The sequence below is a fragment of the Streptomyces sp. NBC_00005 genome, assembly GCF_045160215.1.
Taxonomy (GTDB): domain Bacteria; phylum Actinomycetota; class Actinomycetes; order Streptomycetales; family Streptomycetaceae; genus Streptomyces.
The window spans coordinates 6,130,640-6,149,973 of sequence record NZ_CP108316.1; the positions used below are offsets into that span (position 1 = coordinate 6,130,640).

Annotated in this window: 14 protein-coding genes; 5 read left to right on the forward strand and 9 right to left on the reverse strand. The window is 70.6% G+C overall.

The window, feature by feature from the left end; all coding sequences use genetic code 11:
* Positions 1 to 24 precede the first annotated feature (24 nt).
* The gene (locus OG303_RS28240; RefSeq protein WP_405871816.1) at positions 25 to 3,318 is read left to right on the forward strand and encodes a tetratricopeptide repeat protein; all 3,294 of its coding nucleotides are present in this window, start codon (positions 25 to 27) and stop codon (positions 3,316 to 3,318) included.
* A gap of 218 nt (positions 3,319 to 3,536) precedes the next feature.
* A complete protein-coding gene (locus OG303_RS28245; protein ID WP_405871818.1) occupies positions 3,537 to 4,652 on the forward strand; it encodes an ADP-ribosylglycohydrolase family protein in 1,116 nt (371 codons plus the stop codon).
* Between the two features lie 11 nt (positions 4,653 to 4,663).
* On the opposite strand, the gene OG303_RS28250 is transcribed toward OG303_RS28245, so the two are convergent.
* The 3 genes from OG303_RS28250 to OG303_RS28260 form a co-directional block, all read right to left on the reverse strand.
* A complete protein-coding gene (locus OG303_RS28250) occupies positions 4,664 to 5,269 on the reverse strand; it encodes a DinB family protein (RefSeq protein ID WP_405871819.1) in 606 nt (201 codons plus the stop codon).
* A gap of 193 nt (positions 5,270 to 5,462) precedes the next feature.
* Positions 5,463 to 7,037, reverse strand: a complete 1,575-nt coding sequence (locus tag OG303_RS28255; protein WP_405871821.1) for a sodium:solute symporter family protein — start codon at positions 7,035 to 7,037, stop codon at positions 5,463 to 5,465.
* 228 nt (positions 7,038 to 7,265) lie between these two features.
* Positions 7,266 to 8,051 carry an SDR family oxidoreductase gene (locus OG303_RS28260; RefSeq protein WP_405871822.1) on the reverse strand — a complete coding sequence of 262 codons (786 nt, stop codon included), beginning with the start codon at positions 8,049 to 8,051 and terminating at the stop codon, positions 7,266 to 7,268.
* A 96-nt stretch (positions 8,052 to 8,147) separates the two neighbouring features.
* Here OG303_RS28260 and OG303_RS28265 point away from each other — a divergent pair, with 96 nt between their 5' ends.
* Positions 8,148 to 8,993, forward strand: coding sequence for a hypothetical protein (locus OG303_RS28265; RefSeq protein ID WP_405871823.1), 846 nt, complete (start codon positions 8,148 to 8,150; stop codon positions 8,991 to 8,993).
* A 150-nt stretch (positions 8,994 to 9,143) separates the two neighbouring features.
* On the opposite strand, the gene OG303_RS28270 is transcribed toward OG303_RS28265, so the two are convergent.
* From OG303_RS28270 to OG303_RS28280, 3 genes are all read right to left on the reverse strand, one after another.
* Complete coding sequence (locus OG303_RS28270; protein WP_405871824.1) at positions 9,144 to 9,335, reverse strand: DUF397 domain-containing protein; 192 nt, start codon at positions 9,333 to 9,335, stop codon at positions 9,144 to 9,146.
* A gap of 256 nt (positions 9,336 to 9,591) precedes the next feature.
* Complete coding sequence (locus OG303_RS28275) at positions 9,592 to 10,449, reverse strand: helix-turn-helix domain-containing protein (protein WP_405871825.1); 858 nt, start codon at positions 10,447 to 10,449, stop codon at positions 9,592 to 9,594.
* Between the two features lie 322 nt (positions 10,450 to 10,771).
* A complete protein-coding gene (locus OG303_RS28280) occupies positions 10,772 to 11,539 on the reverse strand; it encodes a GPP34 family phosphoprotein (RefSeq protein ID WP_405871826.1) in 768 nt (255 codons plus the stop codon).
* Between the two features lie 236 nt (positions 11,540 to 11,775).
* On the opposite strand from OG303_RS28280, the gene OG303_RS28285 reads away from it, so the two are divergent.
* Together OG303_RS28285 and OG303_RS28290 are read left to right on the forward strand one after the other, a co-directional pair.
* Positions 11,776 to 14,565, forward strand: coding sequence for a D-alanyl-D-alanine carboxypeptidase (locus OG303_RS28285; protein WP_405871827.1), 2,790 nt, complete (start codon positions 11,776 to 11,778; stop codon positions 14,563 to 14,565).
* Positions 14,566 to 14,786: 221 nt separating this feature from the next.
* Complete coding sequence (locus OG303_RS28290; protein WP_405871828.1) at positions 14,787 to 16,694, forward strand: MFS transporter; 1,908 nt, start codon at positions 14,787 to 14,789, stop codon at positions 16,692 to 16,694.
* A 140-nt stretch (positions 16,695 to 16,834) separates the two neighbouring features.
* Here the strand turns inward: OG303_RS28290 and OG303_RS28295 are convergent, their stop codons facing one another.
* The 3 genes from OG303_RS28295 to OG303_RS28305 all read right to left on the reverse strand — a co-directional run bounded on the left by OG303_RS28295 (position 16,835) and on the right by OG303_RS28305 (position 19,290).
* Positions 16,835 to 17,722, reverse strand: coding sequence for a MerR family transcriptional regulator (locus OG303_RS28295; RefSeq protein WP_405871829.1), 888 nt, complete (start codon positions 17,720 to 17,722; stop codon positions 16,835 to 16,837).
* A 68-nt stretch (positions 17,723 to 17,790) separates the two neighbouring features.
* Entirely contained in the window at positions 17,791 to 18,300 is a 510-nt protein-coding gene (locus tag OG303_RS28300) for a glutathione peroxidase (protein ID WP_405871831.1), read from the reverse strand.
* A gap of 9 nt (positions 18,301 to 18,309) precedes the next feature.
* Positions 18,310 to 19,290 (reverse strand): ArsR/SmtB family transcription factor, encoded by a 981-nt coding sequence (locus OG303_RS28305; protein WP_405871833.1) that lies wholly within the window; start codon positions 19,288 to 19,290, stop codon positions 18,310 to 18,312.
* Positions 19,291 to 19,334: the final 44 nt, after the last annotated feature.

Sequence of the window (19,334 nt, forward strand, 5' to 3'; positions counted from 1 at the left end):
CACATGGCGCAGCCGGAGCCGTCGATGCAGCAGCTGAACGAGCAGCACACACGGGCCGGGTTCGTGGGACGCGAGTCCGAACGGACCGCGTTCCTGCGGAACTTCGACATCCCGCTCGGGGACAGCCGGCACCACTTCCGCTTCCACGTGCACGGCCCTTCCGGCGTGGGAAAGACCTTCCTGGTACGGGAGTTGCGGCATCTGGCGCGCGAGCGCGGCGCGTTGACGGTGTACGTCGGCGAGGGCGCCGGAAGCGTGCCGGACGCACTGGACGTGATGTGCCGTCAGTTCGCCGATCAGGGGCACCGGTTCAAGGGCCTGGAGCGGCGGCTCGCCACCTACCGTGACCGGCGCCGCGAGGCGGAGGCGGCCGCCCTCGCCGCGTTGTCCCCCGAGCCGCAGACGCCGTCGGCCGGCAGCAGGTTCGCGGTGGAGGTGGGCATCGGCGTGGCGGAAGCCGCCGTCCCGGGCTTCGGCATGTTCACGAGAGCCATCCCCGCGGACCAGCTCGCCCAGGTCGCGGACCGCGTGCGGGCCGGTCTCAGTGTCCGCTTCCACAACCAGGACGACGTGGACCTGGTGCTGACACCGGAGAAGGTGCTCACCCCGCTCCTGCTCCGGGAGCTGGGGGACGCCGCCTCCGCCGCCCCGTGGATCGTCCTGTTCTTCGACACGTACGAGCGGACCGGACCGTATCTCGAACCATGGCTGCACGAGATGCTCACGGGTGACGAGGCGGACCGTCGGCTGCCCGCCAACCTCGTCGTGGTCACGGCAGGGCAGCGCCCCCTGGACTTCGCCCGCCGCAGCGGCCTGCACTCCGTGGCGGAGGTGCCGCTCGAGCCCTTCACCGAGGCCGAGGCACGGCAACTGCTGGCCGGGCGGGGAGTCGTGGACGAGCCGGTCGTCGAGGAGGTGCTGCGGCTCACGGGCGGCCTGCCCGTTCTCGTCTCGACGCTCGCGCAGAACCCCCAAGCCGACGGGGAGAAGGTGCGGGACCTGAGCACCACCGCCGTGAGCCGGTTCCTGGACCGGGAACCCAAGGTCCGTCGGGACGTCGCCAAGGTCTGCGCGCTGCCCCGGTGGCTGGACATGGACGTGTTCCGGGTCCTGGTCGACCGCCCGGACGACGATCGGGACGAGCTGTACGAGTGGCTGACGGGGCTGCCGTTCGTCGACATGAGCGGGGAGCGGACGCAGTACCACGACGTCGTACGGGCGCAGATGCTGCGGCTGGAGCGACGCGAGTCCCCACGCACGTGGGTGGGCCGGCACCGGCGGCTGGCGCAGGCCTACGACGAGTGGCGCGCCGAAGCCGAGGACGGTCGGGAGGAGGGGGGCTCGTGGGCGGACGAGGAGTGGCGCGCACTGCTCCTGGAGGAGACCTACCACCTGCTCTGCGCCCGCCCTCCCGCGGCGCTCGCCGACGCGCTGCGGCGACTCGTCGAGGCCTGCCATGAGGACCAGGTCGTCGGCCGCCGCTGGGCGCGGATGCTGGAGGACGCGGGGTCCGCGACGGACCACCCGGTCCTGCGCGAGTGGGGCCGGGAGCTGGGCGAGATGCTCGCGGACGACGAAGCCGGAGTGACCAGGGCGATGGACCTGCTCCTGGCCCGCCCTGGGCTCGACACCGGCGGCCGGGCGCTGGCCCACACGATGCGGGGCAGGGAACTGCGCCGCATCGGGGAGTACGCACGGGCCCTGACGGAGTGCGACCAGGCGGTCGAGTTCGACCCGCAGCTGGACGTGGCCCACTACGGCCGCGGTCTCACCCTCCAGCTGATGGACGACTTCCCGTCCGCGCTCGCCGCCTTCGACCGGGCGGACGAACTGGCCCCCGATTGCGGGTGGATCATCGCCGAGCGCGGGGAGACGTACCGGCTGGCGGGCCGTTTCGAGGAGGCCGTCGCCGATTTCGACCGTGCCATCGCCCTCGATCCGACCGACGCCGGCGCGTTGACCGGGCGAGCCGTGAGCCGGCACAGCCTCGGGCAGCACGCCGCCGCGCTCGCCGACTTCAACCGGTCACTGAGCATCGACGAGGACGACCTGTGGACGCTGGTGCGCCGGGCTCGCCTGCGTCGTTCCATGGGTGAACTGGACGAGGCGTTCGCCGAGTTCGACCGGATCGTCTCGCTCGCGCCCGACCTGGCCTGGATCGCGTCGGAACGGGGCGACTGCTACCGGCTTGCGGGGCGGTACGAGGAAGCCGTCGCCGAACTCGGCCGGGCGGTCTCCCTCGACCCCGACTACGCCTCCGCCCTGGCGAGCCGTGGTGCGGCCCTCCATGAACTCGGCCGGGACGAGGAGGCACTGGCCGACCTCGACCGCGCCGTCGAGCTGAAGCCCGACTACGCCTGGGCGCTGGTGATGCGGGCCCGGGCGAAGAGGCAACTGGGCGACGAGACAGGCGTGTTCGCGGATCTGCACCGAGCCGTCGAGGCGGAACCGGACGCCGACTGGGTCCAGCTCGAACTGGCGGTGGACTACCGGGTCGCGGGGCGCTACGAGGAGTCGATCGCCATCCACCAGCGCGTCCTGGAACGCAATCCGGACAACGAGGAGGCGCTGGCCGGTATCGGATCGAACCACAGGTACCGGAAGGCCTACGGGGAGGCCCGCCAGTACCTGGACCGAGCCCTCGCACTGGCCCCGGACTACGGCTGGGCCTACGCCGACCGCGCCCGACTGTGGCTGGCGACCGGCCGGACCGAGCAGGCTCTGGCCGACCTGGACCGGTGCGTCGCCCTGGAGACCGAGACGGACTGGGCCCGCAGTACGGCCATCGACCTGCTGATGTTGTGCGAGCGCTGGGACGAGGCGTCCGTACGGCTGGCCGACGCGGAGCGGGCGGCGGCGACGCCCGACGACGACCTGGACTACGAGCGCAGCGCGATGCACCGGCACGACGGGCAGTGGGCGCAGGCCCGGCGGATCGCGGAGCGACTGCGCGAGACGAACCCGGTCGGCGGGCTCTTCCAGCTGGTGATGACCGTCACCCGCTCCGAGGGCCTGCGGGCCGCGGAACCCCTCTGGCGTGAGCTGCGCCCCCTCCTGGACGAGGACGGCGAACTGGCGGAGGGCGAACGCGCGGGGGGCCGGTGCTTCGCCAACTGCGCCCTCGCCGACTGGACGGAGGCCGACCGAGGACTGGCCGAACTCCTGGCCATGGACCCGGAGTGGGACGACCTGGCCGAGCTCGTCGGCATCCTCACCGAACTGCTCGAAAGCCCCGACTCGGACCGCTCGGCCCTCGCTCCCCGCCTGGCAGCGGCCACCGAGGCCCGCGACGCCGTACAGGCCCGCTACGCGGAATGACCCGCGAAGGCCACGAACTCGGTCCACGAGGCGTCCGCGACCCGTCGAGGAGCCCGGTTCGCCTGTGCACTCGTGTGCACCTGGTACGGGTGATAGCTGACCATTCGGGATCACTCCCACCACACCTGGCATACCAAGCCACCCCCTGAACCCACCGTTCCTGTTCGATTACAGTGCTGAGCTGTCATGCGTCGGGCGGTGTCATCAGGGAGGTCTTGGTGAGTGCGACAGCCGGGGCCATATGGGGCCGGGTCGAGCAGCAGGATTTTCGGAGTCGGGTGCGGGGGACGTTGCTCGGGGCCGCCCTCGGGGACGCGCTGGGAGCGCCCGTCGATCCGTTGGATCTCGACGGGATCCGGGAGGCGTACGGCGCCGAGGGCGTCGTGGATCTCGGCTTCGCGTACGGCAGACGCGGCGCCGTCACCCACCTCACGCAGCTCACCCTGTTCACCGTGGACGGGCTGATACGCGCCCAGGTGCGCCGTGACACCGGCGCCTGGCATCCGCCGACCGATCTGCACCGCGCGTATCTGCGCTGGGCGGCCACCCAGCACGACTGGGGGCCCGACGAGCGTCGCAAGGATGACGGCTGGCTGGCCCGGGAGGAGTGGCTGTACGCCCGGCGGGATCCCGCCCGCTCGCTGCTGCTCGGCTTCGGCGACGAGAACATGGGGACCCTGGACGCGCCCAAGAACCCCGGCGAGGTCGGGCCCGAGGCGACCGTCCGTTCCGCGCCCTTCGGGCTGCTGGTCGGCTGGGAGCCGCAACTGGTCCTCCAGCTGGCGGTGGAGTGCGCGGCGCAGACCCACGGGCACCCGATGGGCTACGTCCCGGCGGGCGCGTACGCCGTGATCGTGCACGCTCTGGCCCGCGGCGAGAGCCTCGACGGAGCCGTGCAGCGGGCGCTCGCGCTGCTCGCCGCGCGGCCGGGCCACCAGTCGGTCTCGGACGCGCTCCAGCACGCGCTGGGCGCGGTACGGCAGGGGATGCCCACGCCCGCCCGGGTCGCCGAGCTGGCGGGTGACGGTACGGCCGAGGGGGCGCTGGCCGCCGCCGTGTACTGCGCGCTGGTGGGCGAGGACGTCCGGCACGGGCTGTGCCTGGCCGTGAACCACGACGGGCCGTCGGGGGCGACCGGCGCCCTGACCGGCGGCCTCCTCGGCGCCCTGCACGGCGAAACGGCCCTCCCGCCGGCCTGGCTGGCCGAACTGGAAGGCCGCCCCACCCTCCTGGAACTCGCGGACGACTTCGCCATGGAGATGACCCAGGGCCCGGCCCTGCACGGGCCGGCGGGGTCCGCACCGGGGTGGCTGGCGCGGTATCCGCGCGGCTAGGCCGGCCCGCCCTACCGCGCCTTGCGGGCCGCCTCCTCGGCCACCTGCTCGAGCCGCTCCCGGTGCTCCGCCCACCACGCCGGATCGCTCGACGGCACGCTCGTGTTGTCCTCGCGCATGCCCACCGCGCCGTCGAGGCCTTCCCGGAGGATGTCGGCGTGCCCGGCGTGGCGGTGGGTGTCGGCGATCACCCGTACCAGCGCGTGGTGCAGCGTGATCTCGTCGGAGTCGGCGGGCCACCAGGGCACTCTGGCGACCGTGTCGAGGGGCAGCGCTTCGACGGTCGCGTCCGCGTGGGTCCATGCCCCGCGGTAGAGGGTGACGATGTCGTCCCGCGATTCCTCGGCGGTGGCCCACATGTCGGCGTTGGGATCGCCACCGTCCGCGCCCCACGGGGCCGGTCTGCCGGAGGGCCGGCCGAACGTGTCGCCCAGGTAGCCCAGTTCGACGAAGGCCACGTGCTTGACCAGGCCCAGGAGGTTGGTGCCGGTCGGCGTCAGCGGGCGGCGGATGTCGTACTCCGAGAGGCCCTCGAGCTTCCACAGCAGGGCGTCACGGGCGTCCTGCAGATAGCGGTGGAGGTCGGCCTTGGGGTCGGAAGGCGTGGGTGGGGTCATACGGCCAGTCTGCCGCTGGGGCGATCTTCGGGCACGGCCTTTTCGGCGCCGTGGAAAACGCCTAGGGAGGACCCGGGCCCGGGTGCGGGCCCGAATCCTCCCAAGGTCGGTCAATGGCACTCAATGGTCAGTCAATGGGCAATGAGTGATGGGTAGTTGAGTCGGCGGGTCGGTGAGTCGGTGAGTTGAAGGGTCAGTCCTTCACCGCGGTCCGTCCCACCACGTCATCGACGTCGCCCGCCGGGGCCGGCACCGCGACCGCCGCACTGTCGTCGTCCGTGTTGATCTTTTCGATGATCGCCAGCCGGCCTGCGGTGTCCTCCGGCTTCAGGTAGCCGATGGCGATGTAGAGGGTCAGGGAGACGGCCAGCGGGATCGAGACCTGGTACTCGAGCGGGACTCCGCCGTCGACGTTCCAGTTGATCGGGTAGTTGACCAGCCAGAAGGCCAGCAGACCCATCGACCAGCTGGTGAGCGCCGCCGTCGGGCCGGAGCGGCGGAACGGGCGCAGCAGGCCCAGCATCATCGGGATGGCGATCGGGCCCATCAGACCGGCGACCCACTTGATGACGACGGTGATGATGTCCTTGAAGGCGGGGGAGTTGACCTGCGTCGCCACCGCCATGGACAGGCCGAGGAAGACGACCGTGGTCACCCGCGCAGCGATCAGGCCGGAGCGTTCGCCCCAGGACCGGGCCCGCTGCGAGAGCACCGGAGCCACGTCCCGGGTGAAGACGGCCGCGATCGCGTTGGCGTCGGAGGAGCACATGGCCATGGTGTGCGAGAAGAAGCCGACGATGACCAGGCCCAACAGGCCGTGCGGCAGCAGCTGTTCGGTCATCAGGCCGTACGAGTCGGAGCCGTCCGGCTTCTGGGCGTGGACCAGGAGCGGGGACATCCACATGGGGAAGAACAGCACGACCGGCCAGACCAGCCACAGCGCCGCCGACAGGCGCGCCGAGCGCTCGGCCTCCCGGGGGCTTGCCGTCGCCATGTAGCGCTGGGCCTGGTTGAGCATGCCGCCGTTGTACTCGAAGAGCTTGATGAAGAGGAAGGCCAGCAGGAAGACCGTGCCGTAGGGGCTGATCAGGGGCTTTCCATGGCCGTGCAGGGCCGGCTCGTCCCAGGCTCCGAGGAAGCCGATGCCCTTGTCGTTCAGCTTCAGTACGACGGCGACGAACATCGAGATGCCCGCCAGCAACTGGATGATGAACTGGCCCAGTTCGGTCAGCGCGTCCGCCCACAGACCGCCGATGGTGCAGTAGACGGCGGTGATCGCGCCGGTGATGAGGATGCCCTGGTTGAGCGAGATGCCGGTGAACACCGACAGCAGCGTGGCGATCGCCGCCCACTTCGCGCCCACGTCCACGATCTTCAGCAGCATGCCCGACCAGGCCAGCGCCTGCTGGGTCTTCAGGTCGTAACGGTTCTTCAAGTACTCGAGGGGCGAGGCCACATGGAGCCGGGAGCGCAGCCGGTTGATGCGCGGCGCGAACAGTTTCGAGCCGATGGCGATGCCCAGCGCGATCGGGAAGGACCAGGTGACGAAGGACGTCACGCCGTAGGTGTAGGCGATGCCCGCGTAACCCGTGAACATCACCGCGCTGTAGCCCGACATGTGGTGGGAGATGCCGGACAGCCACCACGGCATCTTCCCGCCTGCCGTGAAGAAGTCGCTGACGTCGTCCACACGCTTGTGCGACCAGACGCCGATCGCGACCATCACGCCGAAGTACCCGATGAGTACGACCCAGTCGAGACTGTTCATGTGCCCCCTTCCAGGGTCCGCCTTGTGAACTCCGCTCAGTTGGTTGGCACTTCGCCTGAGCGGGGTAGGGGCGAGGGAAGCCGGGAGAGGCCGCGAAGTGCCCGCTCATCGTGGGTGTGATTGCGCGGACACGACAAGCGGACGTAAGGTCAAGAGCGAGTAAAGATGTTCGACTTACTGACCTCGGTTCATGGACATGAACAAGTGGGCGTGGCTGAAACGGACCCTTCAGCGCATCAGCTCCCCGGCGTTGACCAGCAGCGACTGTCCCGTGATCGCCCGCGCCCGGTCCGAGGCCAGGAACACCGCCGCGTCGGCCACGTCCCCGTCCGTCGCCAGGTCCGGCAGCGCCATCCGCTCCGTGAGCCGCTTCAGTACGTCGGCCTCCGGTACACCCTCCGTGTGCGCCGTGAACTGGACGTACGCCTGCACCGGCGGCCCCCACATCCAGCCCGGCAGCACGGTGTTGACCCGGATGCGATGGGGTCCGAGCTCCCGCGCCAGCGAGTACATCGCGCTCGTCAGTGCCCCCTTCGAGGCCGCGTACGCCGCCTGCTTCACCTGCGTGGGGGCCCCCACCGAGGACTGCGTGCCGATGAACACCACCGAGCCCCCGCACGTCTTCAGCGCCGGCAGGCACGCCCGCGTCATCCGCAGCGACCCCAGCAGGTTCACGTCGATCACCGACTGCCAGGTCGCGAAGTCGGCGTCCTCCAAGCCGCCGAAGTAGCTGTCCCAGGCGGCCACATGGACGACCGCGTCGATCCGTCCGAAGCGCTGCTGTGCGAGCGCCGCGAGCGCGTCGCACTGCGCCTCGTCGGTGATGTCGGTCGGACGGTACGCGGTGTGCGCCCCGTCCGGATCGATCTCGCCGGCGCTCTTGGCGAGGTTGGCCTCCGTGCGCGCCCCGAGCACGGCGTTGCCGCCGTCGCGCACGACCGCCGCCGCGACCTGATGGCCGAGCCCGGCGCCGACCCCCGACACGACGACCGTCTTGCCCGTGAGCAGTGACATGGCAACCTCCCCGGATCAGGCGCCTCCCGGCCCTGGCGGTTTATCTGACGGGGCGTCAGAGTATGGGCGACCGCAGGAGGAAGGAAGGGGAGCGCCATGTCCGAAGAAACAGACACGCGCAGTGACGTGTACGCCGAGCTCGCCGCCGTCGGGCCGTACGGGGTCCGTCCCGGCCACGCGCTCATCACCATGGTCGAACCCCACCCCGGCCACGAGTACGCGTACAACCGCTGGTACGAGGACGACCACTACTACGCCGGCGCGATGGCCATGCCCTGGATGTACTCCGGGCGCCGCTGGGTGGCGACCCGCGACCTCCAACTCCTGCGCTATCCCGAGAAGTCGGCGATCGCCCAGCCGGTCACCGCCGGCTGCTACCTCTCGACGTACTGGATCACGGACGGCCGCTATGACGACCACATGAAGTGGACCGTCGCGATCAACAAGCGCCTCAACCGCGATGCGCGGGTCTACCAGGACCGTACGCACGTCTTCACGGCGTTCCAGGACCACGAGGCGACGGTCTACCGGGACGGGGCCGCCGGGCCCCGCGACTTCCACGCCCTCGACCACCCGTACGCGGGCCTGGTCGTCGAGGTGATCGACGCCGAATCGGCGGAGCAGCGTGCCGAGTTGCTGGAGTGGCTGCGCTCGCGCCACCTGCCGAAGCGGGTGGCGGGCTCGCCGGCCGCGATGGTGACCGTCTTTAGGCCGACCCCGCTGCCCGGCGACCGCATGACGTACGTCAAGCAGGTCGAGGGTGTCGATACGAGGCTGACCCTGCTGTGGTTCCTTCAGGCGGATCCGCGGGAGTGCTGGGAGGCGTATTACGCGGACCTGGATGCGCCGGTGCGCGAGGCCGGGCTGGGGAGGGTGGAGCTGGTGGCGCCGTTCGTCCCCACGGTGCCGGGGACGGACAAGTACGTCGACCGGCTGCGGTAGGGCGGTTGTCGGCATTTCACGGCAGTTGATGCCGGGGCACAAGCCGAGCCCCCTCGGCAAGGACGGCGGGCTGGTCGAGAGGGCTCTTCCTGTGCTGCTTGTGAAATTGTTGAAGGTGAACGTGGTCGAGGATCAGAAAGATCCTCCCCCTTACGCCTTGATCGAGCCGACGAAGGTGTTCCACGCGTTGGCCGGGAAGGCCAGAACCGGACCCTCGGGGACCTTGGAGTCCCGGACGGCCATTGCCGCGCGGACAGGTGACTTGATCTCGACGCACGCGCCGTTGCCCGTGGAGTACGAGGACTTGGTCCACGTGTCCGTGGCGCCCTGACGAATTGCCATTTTTGCTCCGGAATGCCAGTTGTGGAGTTGCTGTCACCACACGGCGAGTTCGACTCCGAACCCACAGCGCGGTTTGCGCCAACCCTTGGTGTGTGGTGGCGTGATCGACGCTACTCGCCAACCTCGATGCACGAAGCGACTATTCACTCGACCGGATGGCATATTCCAGGTGGGTCTTCCACTCCGCCCCCGGGAAGGTGTACGGTGCGGCACTTTCGTGGCGAAGGTGGTCCCGTGGGGCGGCCGGAGGCCGTTTTCAGCGCGCGTACTCCTTCGCGATGTCCGCGATGAACTGCCGTGACTGGTCCGGATTGAGGGCCTGTGCCCGCAGGTGCTCGTACATCACGCTGTACTTCTGGACGTCGTTCGCCTTCTCCAGGTACAGGTCGCTGGTGACGCCCTCGATGTAGACGACGCTGGAGTCCGCCGCGTCGGGGAACTCCAGGATCGCGTACTGACCGTTGAGACCGGGGTGCGCGCCCATGTCGAAGGGGATCACCTGCACGGTGACGTGCGGCAGTTGGGACTGCTCGACGAGGTACTCCAACTGGTCGCGCATGAGGGAACGGTTGCCCACCACCCGGCGCACCGCCGCCTCGTCCATCACCGTCCACAGCCGGAGCGGGTTCTCCGGGGCGGTGATTCGTTCCTGCCGGCGCAGGCGCACCTGGACGCGCTTCTCGACGTCGGCGGCGGCCGTCTCCGGCAACGCCCCCGCGATCAGGGCCTCCGCGTACTGCCGGGTCTGGAGCAGGCCGGGGACGACCTGGGGGTCGTACACCCGCAGGCTCGCCGCATCCGTCTCCAGCCCGATGTACACGCTGTAGGGAATGTCGCCGAAGGAATGCCACCAGCCTTGCTGGCGCGAGTCCTTGGCCATCTGCATCAGGGAGTCGACGATCCGGTGGTCCTCCACCTCGTACACCCCGCACAGGTCGCGGACGTCGCGCTGGCTGATACTGCGCCGTCCGTTCTCCAGCCGGCTGATCTTCGACTGCGAGACCAGCAGCCGCTCCGCCACTTCCTCGGCCGTCATGCCCTTGAGCTCGCGGAGCCGACGCAGCTCCTGGCCCAGCCGGCGTCGCCTGACGGTGGGATTGACATTGGACGCCACGGGACGTGCACCTCCGGCTGCGTGACTTAATTTGCCACTTTGCGTATCTGCTGTTGAGCAGACTGCCACCAAGGTGCTTACTACCGCTGGGAAACGGTGGATATGCGCTGCATACGCGCCAGATCGCGAAAAGCGGCCGCGCGGGGCGGCGGAACCGTTACGGCATCCGAATCGACGGATGGCGCGACGGCCCCGCCGCCCCGCGCGGACCAGCGGCTCCCGTACCGGGTCTTGGGGACTGCCTCTTCAGGCTCGGTGCGGCGGTGCTGCGGTGCGTGGTGCTGCGGTTCGTGTCGCTTGTCGCTCGTCGTGGTGCTGCGGCTCAGTGGGCCACGACGCGCGCCATCGAACCGCGGCGCGGCTGCATCGGAACGCCACGAGCGGGTTCCGGTGCGGACCTGGCCGGCCCGGGTCCTGGTCCGGCGGCCTGGCGGCCGACCGGGGCCGGGCTGCGGCGTGGCTGTGCCGCCACACCGTTCTGGACGTCCATCACGGCGTGTGCCACGAGGCCGCCCATCGGGTCGTGCCTGATCAGATCCCGCAACCGGGAACGCGAGGACCGGCCCTCGTTCCCTGGGTACAGGTGCTTGCCGAGGCCGACAGCGTGTGCCAGGGCGGCGAGCGCCGCGGTCCGCGGGTCCGGCGGTACGCCGGTGCGGATCGCTGAATCCAGCCGGGCCCTGATCTCCCGGCTGATTTCGGTGTCCGTCGCCTGGTAACGAGTCGTCGGCAGCACTCCGCACATCTGGCCCGCCACGGCATGCACCATGCCGCACCGCTCCAGATGCGAGAGATAGGTCTGGCGCAGCCCCAGCCGGGGTCCGCCAATCCAGTTGACCGCCCGCACGGGAGCGCCACGCCTTCGCAGCAACTCCAACGCGCAGTCCAATGTTGGATCTCCAGTCGGCCGTGGGGCTACCACGGCGATACGATCCCCGTCTGGGGCTATCCGTCCGGCCAGCGCCAGCTCCACTAGCTGTGCTCCGGCCAGACCGAGGTCGAGCGACTGCGGCTGTGCAGTGGTACCCGTGGTCGGGTCCAATGCCAGCAGCAGAAGCTCCTCCGGAAGTGTTCTGCGGCTCCTGCCCATCCATGCCTCCCCGCGTGGATGAAAGACAGGGTGACCCCTCTCACATTGGTCTGTCGAGGGTGCGTGACCTCTTTGTGAGGGAACCGGTAGGTATGTCGTTCTCGTCTACCGCAGAGGTTAAGCCCGCACACAGGACACTGGTACACGGTTCGGACAGCGCGTCGAGCGGTGTCCCGGGCGGCGATTCACGGTTCGGTTGACGGTTCGGCAGCCGCATGCGGGGCATGCGGCGGCACATGGAGGAGGCATCGGTGGCGGGCGAGTCCCCCGACAGGTCGAAGCAGCGTGAGTCGTCGGCAGAACCGACGTCGGGGAGCACGGGCCCGGTTCCCGAGGCCCGCACCGAGGAACGCGGATCACGCGATCCCCGCCTGGCCGTGGCACGGGATGCCGCGGAGGCGGGCGGGTCGTCGAGCGACTCGTCCGCCGATACGTCCGGTACGTCCAGTGCCTCCGGGGAGAGCGAGGCACGCGGCGGCGTGGACACGGCGACGCGGGTGTTCTCGGTACGGGATCTGAAGGTGGAGGCCGAGGGGTCCGGGGACGCCGGGGGCTCTGGAGCCGACGAGTCCGGGGCCGGCGGGTCGAAGTCCGACCGGTCCGAGGCGGTCGCCGCCACCGGCGACAGCGCCGACACCGCGGACGGTGACGATGCCGTCACGACCGGTGATGAAGCCGCTGTGGCAGCTGGGGGTAACGCTTCAGCAGACGGCGCGGCGACGAGTGACGGCGACGGTGCGACCGACAGTGGCGACGGCGACGCGCGCCTGCGGGCGGCTGTGGCGGCGTGGGTGCGGTCGGGGGACTCCAAGGGCCCCGGGGACTCCGGAGGCGAGGAGACGGCCGCTGAGGACGACGGAACCGAGGGCGACGCCGCCGAGGACGCGGGGAGCGCTGCGGCGGACGACGGCGAGCAGAGCGGCGAGGCCGTGGCGGACGCCGTCGACGACGATGATGACGACGATGACGACGTGGCTGACAAGGTTGCCGAGTCCGCGTCGCAGGCCGATGCCGGGTCCGAGACGGACGCCGAGCCGGAGTCCGACGCCGATGGGGACGAGCCCGAGGCGGCGGACGACGGTGAGCGCGCTGCCGGCGTCGACGAGGCTGCCTCCGGGGCCGACGACCCGGCAAAGGCCGACGCCGAGCCGGAATCCGGTACCGCTGCCGACAGCGACGTCACCGCTGACGAGGCCCCCGAGGCCCCGAAGGACACCACCGCCAAGGACCCCAGGACGGTGACGGCCGACGCCGCCGCTCCCGAAGCTGCGGCCGACGACACCGCTGCCGCTGAGACCCCCGAGGCCGACGGCGAAACCGAGCCCGACGACGGCGAACCCGCGGACACCGATGACTCCGCGGCCGCCGCCGACGAGACCGCGTCCGACGACGCCCCCGCACCCGCCGACGGCGAGGACACCCCGAAGGGGTCGCCCTCACCCGCCGACGAAAGCGGTACGGGTGGCGCGGATGCGAAGAAGACCACCCCGCGCGACGGCGAGGCCAAGCGGGTCGATCAGCCCACCGCCGTCTTCAAGCGGCCCGCGCCCCAGGTCGATCAGCCCACCACCATGCTCAAGCTCGGCGGTGCCCCCAAGGCGCCGAAGACCCCCGAGTCCGCGGCCGAGCGCACCAGCAAGTTCGTCGCCCTCAAGCCGCTCGACGAACCGCCCGCGAAAAAGCCCGCGGACGCCACGGGCCCGGTCCCCCAGGTCGGCCCCGAGCGCACCGCGCAGCAGCCCCTGCCGCCGAAGCCGCCGCTGGACCTGCTGGCCGAGCTGACGAACACGCCGCCGCCCCCGCAGACCCCGGTCCGCACGATCGTCCGCCGGGTCAAGATCTGGACCCCGCTGGTCCTCCTCCTGGCCGTCGCCTTTGCGATCGCGCAGGCGGTACGTCCGCTGCCCACGCCCAGCCTCACGCTGACCGCCGACGACTCGTACACCTTCGACGGCAGCAAGGCCGACCTCCCGTGGCCGAGCGAGGGCCAGGGCTGGATGGACGTCAACGGCATCGGCACGATGGGCGACTTCGGCAAGCAGACGCCCGTCGCCATCGGCTCCGTCGCCAAGGCGATGACCGCGTACCTCGTCCTCAAGGACCACCCGATGAAGTCGGGCGAAGAGGGCGAGAAGATCGCGGTCGACGCACTCGCGGAGAAGGAGGGCGGATACGACAAGGACGGCGAGTCCACCCTCAACACCGTCAAGAAGGGCGACACGCTCACCGAGAAGCAGGCGCTGTCGGCCATCATGATTCCGTCCGCGAACAACATCGCGCGGCTGCTGGCCCGTTGGGACGCGGGCTCCGAGGCGGCGTTCATCAAGAAGATGAACGACACCGCCAAGGACCTGGGGATGAAGAACACGACGTACACCGACGCCTCGGGCCTGAAGGAGACCACCGTCTCCACCGCCGAGGACCAGGTGAAGCTGGGCAACGAGCTGGTGAAGATCCCGGCGCTGATGGACATCACCAAGCTGCCGAACTGGATCGACCCCTCCGGCCAGAAGTGGCGCAACTACAACTCGCTCGTCCCCTACAACGGCGCCATCGGCATCAAGACGGGCACGACGACCAAGGCCGGCGGCAATCTCCTCTTCGCCGCCACCAAGGAGGTCGGCGGCGAGACCGTCACCGTGGTCGGCGCGATCCTCGGCCAGCACACGGCGCCGATCATCGACACCGTCAACGCGGTCAGCAAGACCGCGATGCTCGCCGCCCAGGACGAGCTGACCTCGAAAAAGATCCTCAAGAAGGGCGACGTGGTCGGGTACGTGGACGACCGGCTCGGCGGGCACACCCCGATCGTGCTCACCGAGGACGTCACGGCGGTCGGCTGGGCCGGCTTCAAGGTGAAGCTCTCCTTCGCCGCCGACAAGGTGCCGCACACCGCGAAGGCCGGCGCCAAGGTGGGCACGCTCACCGTGGGCGACGGCACGAGCGGCGCGGTCAAGGTCCCCGTCGCGCTGCAGAAGGACCTCGCCGAGCCCGGCTTCACGGCGAAGCTCAAGCGCCTCGGCTGATCCGCACGGCGACCCCGGGTCGCCGTGCCGGACGCCTCCGCACCCCGTCGGCGTGCCCACCCCGGGCGCTCGCCGGCGGGGTGCGTGCTAGCGTCACGAAACGGGGCAGGCCGCCGCTACCGGGTTGCGACCGGGTGATCCCCGGGGACACAGCCGCGAACGCGCGGGCAACGGGACGCGTCCCAGAACAGAAGACGGGACACCACGGGGAGTGCCTTCAGGTGGCCACTGCGGAGCCGACACGCGCCGACGACGCCGATCCGGGCCCGGGAACCGGCCCGCGAATACACGTGCCCGCACCCTGCACGGACGGCCGTGACACCGGCCGTACGACCGAGGTGCAGGGCGAGACGTCGCGCGCGAGAGGCGAGAGTTCACGCACGCAGGGCGAGACGTCGCGCGCGATGACCGCCGTTCTCGCCCTGCGCGAGCGGCTCCTGCGCCACCCGGTGCTCTCCATCACCGCCCTGGCCGGGATCCTCCACATCGTCTGGTTCTTCACCTTCGCGAACAGTGGCGGCGACCTCGCCGCGCAGGACGCGTGGGCCGAGTTCGTCGGCCGGCACCCGGACTCGGCATACAACCTGGCCTGGTACGGCGGCATGCACCCGGTGTCGTACAGCATGGTGTCGCCGTATCTGATGTCGGTGCTCGGCGTCCGTACGACGATGATGATCGCGGGGACGGTCTCGGCCGGTCTGCTGACGATGATCCTCATCCGCAGCCGGTCGGTGAAGAACCCGCTGTGGGCGTCGCTGGCGGGCGTTTTCGCGTTCCTGTGCAACGCGGCCTCGGGCCGGGTGACCTTCGGTCTGGGCACGGTGTTCGCGCTGGGCGCGGTCGCCGTCGTCTTCTGCTGGCCGTACAGGTGGCGCTACAAGCGCTGGGCGAAGGCCCTGTGCGCGGCCCCGCTGGCCGCGCTGGCGACGATGTCGTCACCGGTCGCCGGCCTGTTCGTGGGGCTGGTCGCGGTGGCCCTGTTCCTGCAGAGACGCCGTCCCGGCGCCTGGGCCCTCGGAATCGCCCCGGCCGTGGTGGTGGCCGTCTCGGCCTGGCTGTTCCCCTTCTCCGGCACCCAGCCGATGACGATCGCTTCGGTGATCATGCCGTTCCTGTCCGCGGTCCTCGTCTTCGCGCTCGTCCCGAAGGACTGGACGACAGTCCGTCTGACGTCCGCCGTGTACGGCCTCTCGGTGGTCGGGGTCTGGCTGGTCAACTCGCAGATCGGCTCCAACATCACGCGGCTGTCGATGCTGTTCGCCGGTGTCGCGCTGGTCGCCGCGCTCCCGTTCACCGTCCCGCGCTCGCGCAAGTGGTACGTCGCCGTGCTGGCCTTCCTCGGCTTCACCGGCTGGATCGGCTTCAAGGCGGTCTACGACGTCGTCCACACCACTCCGGCCGCGTCCTGGGCGCGTGAACTCGCGCCGCTGGTCAACGAGCTCCAGGACGTCGGCGCCGAGAAGGGCCGCGTCGAGGTCGTCCCCGCCCGCTCCCACCGCGAGGCCTCCGCCCTCGCCCCGTACGTCAATCTGGCCCGCGGCTGGAACCGCCAGGCCGACATGGAGCGCAACCCCCTCTTCTACGACGACACGCTCAACTCGGCGAACTACCACGAGTGGCTGCAGCGTTGGGCCGTCCACTTCGTCGTCGTGCCCAAGGACGAGCCGGACGACAACGGCGGCGAGCGCGAGCGGGAGCTCGTCCAGCGGGGCATGCCGTATCTCAAGCAGATCTGGGGCGACGCCAACTGGCAGCTGTTCCGCGTCACCGACCCCACGCCGCTCGCCGACTCGCCCGCCACCGTCGACCGCGCGGACCAGGGCGAGTTGACCATCGAGGTCAAGAAGCCCGGCCGCGTCCTCATCCGCGTCCCCTACTCCCCGTGGCTCGGGCTGGTCGACGCCAAGGGCAAGGGCGTCAAACCGCCGCAGGAGACGGAGGCCTCCAAGCACCGCGCCGAGGGCACGCCCAAGTCGTTCGACAACGTCAACGGCTGTCTGATGCAGACGGAAGAGGACGACAAGGGCGACAAGTGGACGCTCCTGCTGGCGCCGAAGGCGGGGACCTACCGGCTGGGGGCGCCGTACCAGCTGCCGAGGGGCACTCCGTGTCCGGACGAGCTGAAGTGACCGCCGGTTCGAGGTGACCGTCCGCCGATGCGGGCTACCTGGGGGCGGCAGCCCCCGGATACCCGCTTCGGCCTGAACGGCCTCGTCCTCGAACGCCGGACGGGCCGACACTGCTCACCGCGTCGACGGACCGAGAGTGCTCACCGCACCGGGAACGCCACGTCGCACACCGCGTCGTCCGGTCCCGCCGCGTCCCAGTCCGCGAAGTACACCTCCCGGCACGGGCCGGCGTACTCGAGACCCTCGGCGGCGATCCACTGCTCCACCGCCTCGAAGGCGGCCAGGATCTGCGGATGGGCCACCTGGGCCTTGGTGATCCTGGTGTACGCCAGCCGCTGGGCCGGCTCCACGCGGACCTTGGTCTGCCAGGCCCGCCCCTGCCGCTGGGCCCACTCCCGCGCCGCCGCCTCGTCGGCGACCGGCACGCACGACTCGGCCGGACCGTCGCTCTCCATCGACACCTCGGCGTGGTAGACCACGTACGGCGCCCCGGTCGTGCCCCCGCACTCGCGCGCCGCCGCCTCCAGCCGCCCGAGCGACCCCCCGATCCACGCCGGCAGTTCGTCCGCCAGCGTGTGCCGGGTCTCGGTGATCACCACCTGGGCGGGCACGTCCACCGTCTCGACCACGAACTTCCCGTACATCTCGGAGCTCCTCCCCGACAGTCGTCCACGGAGGTACTCGGCGAGCGTCCGCTGCCCGGCGACGCGTGTCTCGACGTCCGTCCAGTACGCGCTGAGCAGGTCGGCCGCGTCCGTGCCGTCCGCCTCGACCACCTCGGCGATCCGGGCGAGCGGCATGTCCAGCTGGCGCAGGAGTGCCACCAGCCGGGCCCGCTCCACCTGGTCGGCGCGGTAGTAGCGGTAGCCGCTGGTCCCGTCGACGTGTGCCGGTGCGAGCAGGCCGAGGCGGTCGTACAGGCGCAGCGCCTTCGCCGACAGGCGGGCCCGCGCCGCGAACGCACCGATGGTGAGCAGTTCGTCGTCCACCCCGGCAGCCCCTTCTGTCGTCGGCTCGTCCTCCGTCACCGGGCGGGTCCTTTCCGCCCGGTGACCAGGACGCTCAGCCCTGCCCCAGGGGCAAGGTCAACCCGTTCCTAGGCGAGGGCGCCCTCGACCGCGGCCACGACCTCGGCCGCCTCCGGCTCGGTCTGCGGCGAGAAGCGGGCGACGACCTTGCCGTCCCGCCCGATCAAGAACTTCTCGAAGTTCCAGCGGATGTCGCCGGTGTGCCCCTCGGCGTCGGCGAAGCCGGTCAGGCGGTCGTACAGGTCGTGCCGGTCGTCGCCGTTCACGTCGACCTTCTCGGTCAGCGGGAAGGTCACGCCGTACGTCGCCGAGCAGAACTCGGCGATCTCCTCGGCGCTGCCGGGCTCCTGCCCCATGAACTGGTTGCAGGGCACGCCGAGGACGGTGAAGCCCTGGCCGGCGTAGCGCTCGTGGAGGCGCTCGAGCCCGGTGTACTGCGGGGTCAGCCCGCACTTGGAGGCCACGTTCACAATGAGGACGGCCTTGCCCGCGTACTGGGACAGGTCCGCCGAACCACCCTTGAGGGCGCCGATCTCCACGTCGAGGGGAGCGGCACCGTTGCTGTCTGCAGTCGTCATAAGCGGATGCTAACTCCGGTACGTGTCGTGCCGGTTCGGGGCCTCCACCAGAACGTCCCCGGCGGCCGTGCGGGAGTAGAGGACCGAACGGCCCGCCCGGCGCCGTTCCACCAGGCCGGCGTCCAGCAGGACCTTCAGATGGCGGCCGACCGAGCCGAGCGCCTGCCCGGTCACGGCGGTCAGGTGGCTCGTGCTCATGGAGGAGCCCAGCAGGACGATCACCTCGGCGCGCGCGGTGCCGAGCAGGGCACCCAGGCTCGTGGGCACCGCCCGCCCGTCGCGGTCGGCGAGCGCCCCGTCGCAGGCGTAGACGACGGCGTACCGCTCCGGTGCCTCCCAGGAGACCCACCCGGACTTCGGCGTGACCGGCATGAGGAAGAGGTCGCCGGAGATCTCGCGCGGCGGGTACTCGTGGCGGTTGACCTGGAGGCGGTTCTCGCCGAGCCAACGGGTGCGGCCCGGGTGGATCGAGTCCAGGACCTCGGCCCAGCCGCCCCGGGCGACCCGGGCGGTCCGCGCGACGACGTCGGCCTCCAGGACACGGCGGCGCCGGGCCCAGTACGGCCGTACGGTCTCGGTCCAGACGTGGGTGAGGACCGCGGTCGCCCGCTCGGGCAGATCGCTCCGCTCCAGGACGGCGGGGAGCGGTCCGGCGAGTGAGACGCGGAGGTTGGCGCGGGCCTCCTCGGCGCCGGCGGCCCGGACGCGCGCCACGGTCTCCTCGAAGGTCTCCCCTTCGCACGGGGTGGGGCAGAAGAAGTCGGCGATCCAGGAGGTGCCGAGCCCGGCGCGGACGAGGGGCGCGGTCACCGGGTCGGCCGCCAGGAGCGCGCGGTAGGCCGGCAGGTGGGCACGGAGCCAGGCCTCCTCGCCCGGGTGGGCACCGGTCCCCGCGTGCAGCAGCTTGAGGCTCGCGAAGGTCTCGGCGAACGGGGAGACCATGAACCGGCTGCGGGCGAGGGTGTCGGCGTCGACCTGCCACCAGCCCATGCGCACCGCCCCCGACCTTTCGCGTGTGGGCGAAACAATAACCG

Bases quoted from the DNA above. Each gene is read 5' to 3' on its own strand.
- OG303_RS28240 (WP_405871816.1), top strand. From the start codon at position 25: ATGCAGCAGCTGAACGAGCAGCACACACGGGCCGGGTTCGTGGGACGC.
- OG303_RS28250 (WP_405871819.1), bottom strand. From the start codon at position 5,269: ATGACCCCACCCACGCCTTCCGACCCCAAGGCCGACCTCCACCGCTAT.
- OG303_RS28255 (WP_405871821.1), bottom strand. From the start codon at position 7,037: ATGAACAGTCTCGACTGGGTCGTACTCATCGGGTACTTCGGCGTGATG.
- OG303_RS28260 (WP_405871822.1), bottom strand. From the start codon at position 8,051: ATGTCACTGCTCACGGGCAAGACGGTCGTCGTGTCGGGGGTCGGCGCC.
- OG303_RS28265 (WP_405871823.1), top strand. From the start codon at position 8,148: ATGTCCGAAGAAACAGACACGCGCAGTGACGTGTACGCCGAGCTCGCC.
- OG303_RS28270 (WP_405871824.1), bottom strand. From the start codon at position 9,335: ATGGCAATTCGTCAGGGCGCCACGGACACGTGGACCAAGTCCTCGTAC.
- OG303_RS28280 (WP_405871826.1), bottom strand. From the start codon at position 11,539: ATGGGCAGGAGCCGCAGAACACTTCCGGAGGAGCTTCTGCTGCTGGCA.
- OG303_RS28285 (WP_405871827.1), top strand. From the start codon at position 11,776: ATGGAGGAGGCATCGGTGGCGGGCGAGTCCCCCGACAGGTCGAAGCAG.
- OG303_RS28300 (WP_405871831.1), bottom strand. From the start codon at position 18,300: ATGACGACTGCAGACAGCAACGGTGCCGCTCCCCTCGACGTGGAGATC.
- OG303_RS28305 (WP_405871833.1), bottom strand. From the start codon at position 19,290: ATGGGCTGGTGGCAGGTCGACGCCGACACCCTCGCCCGCAGCCGGTTC.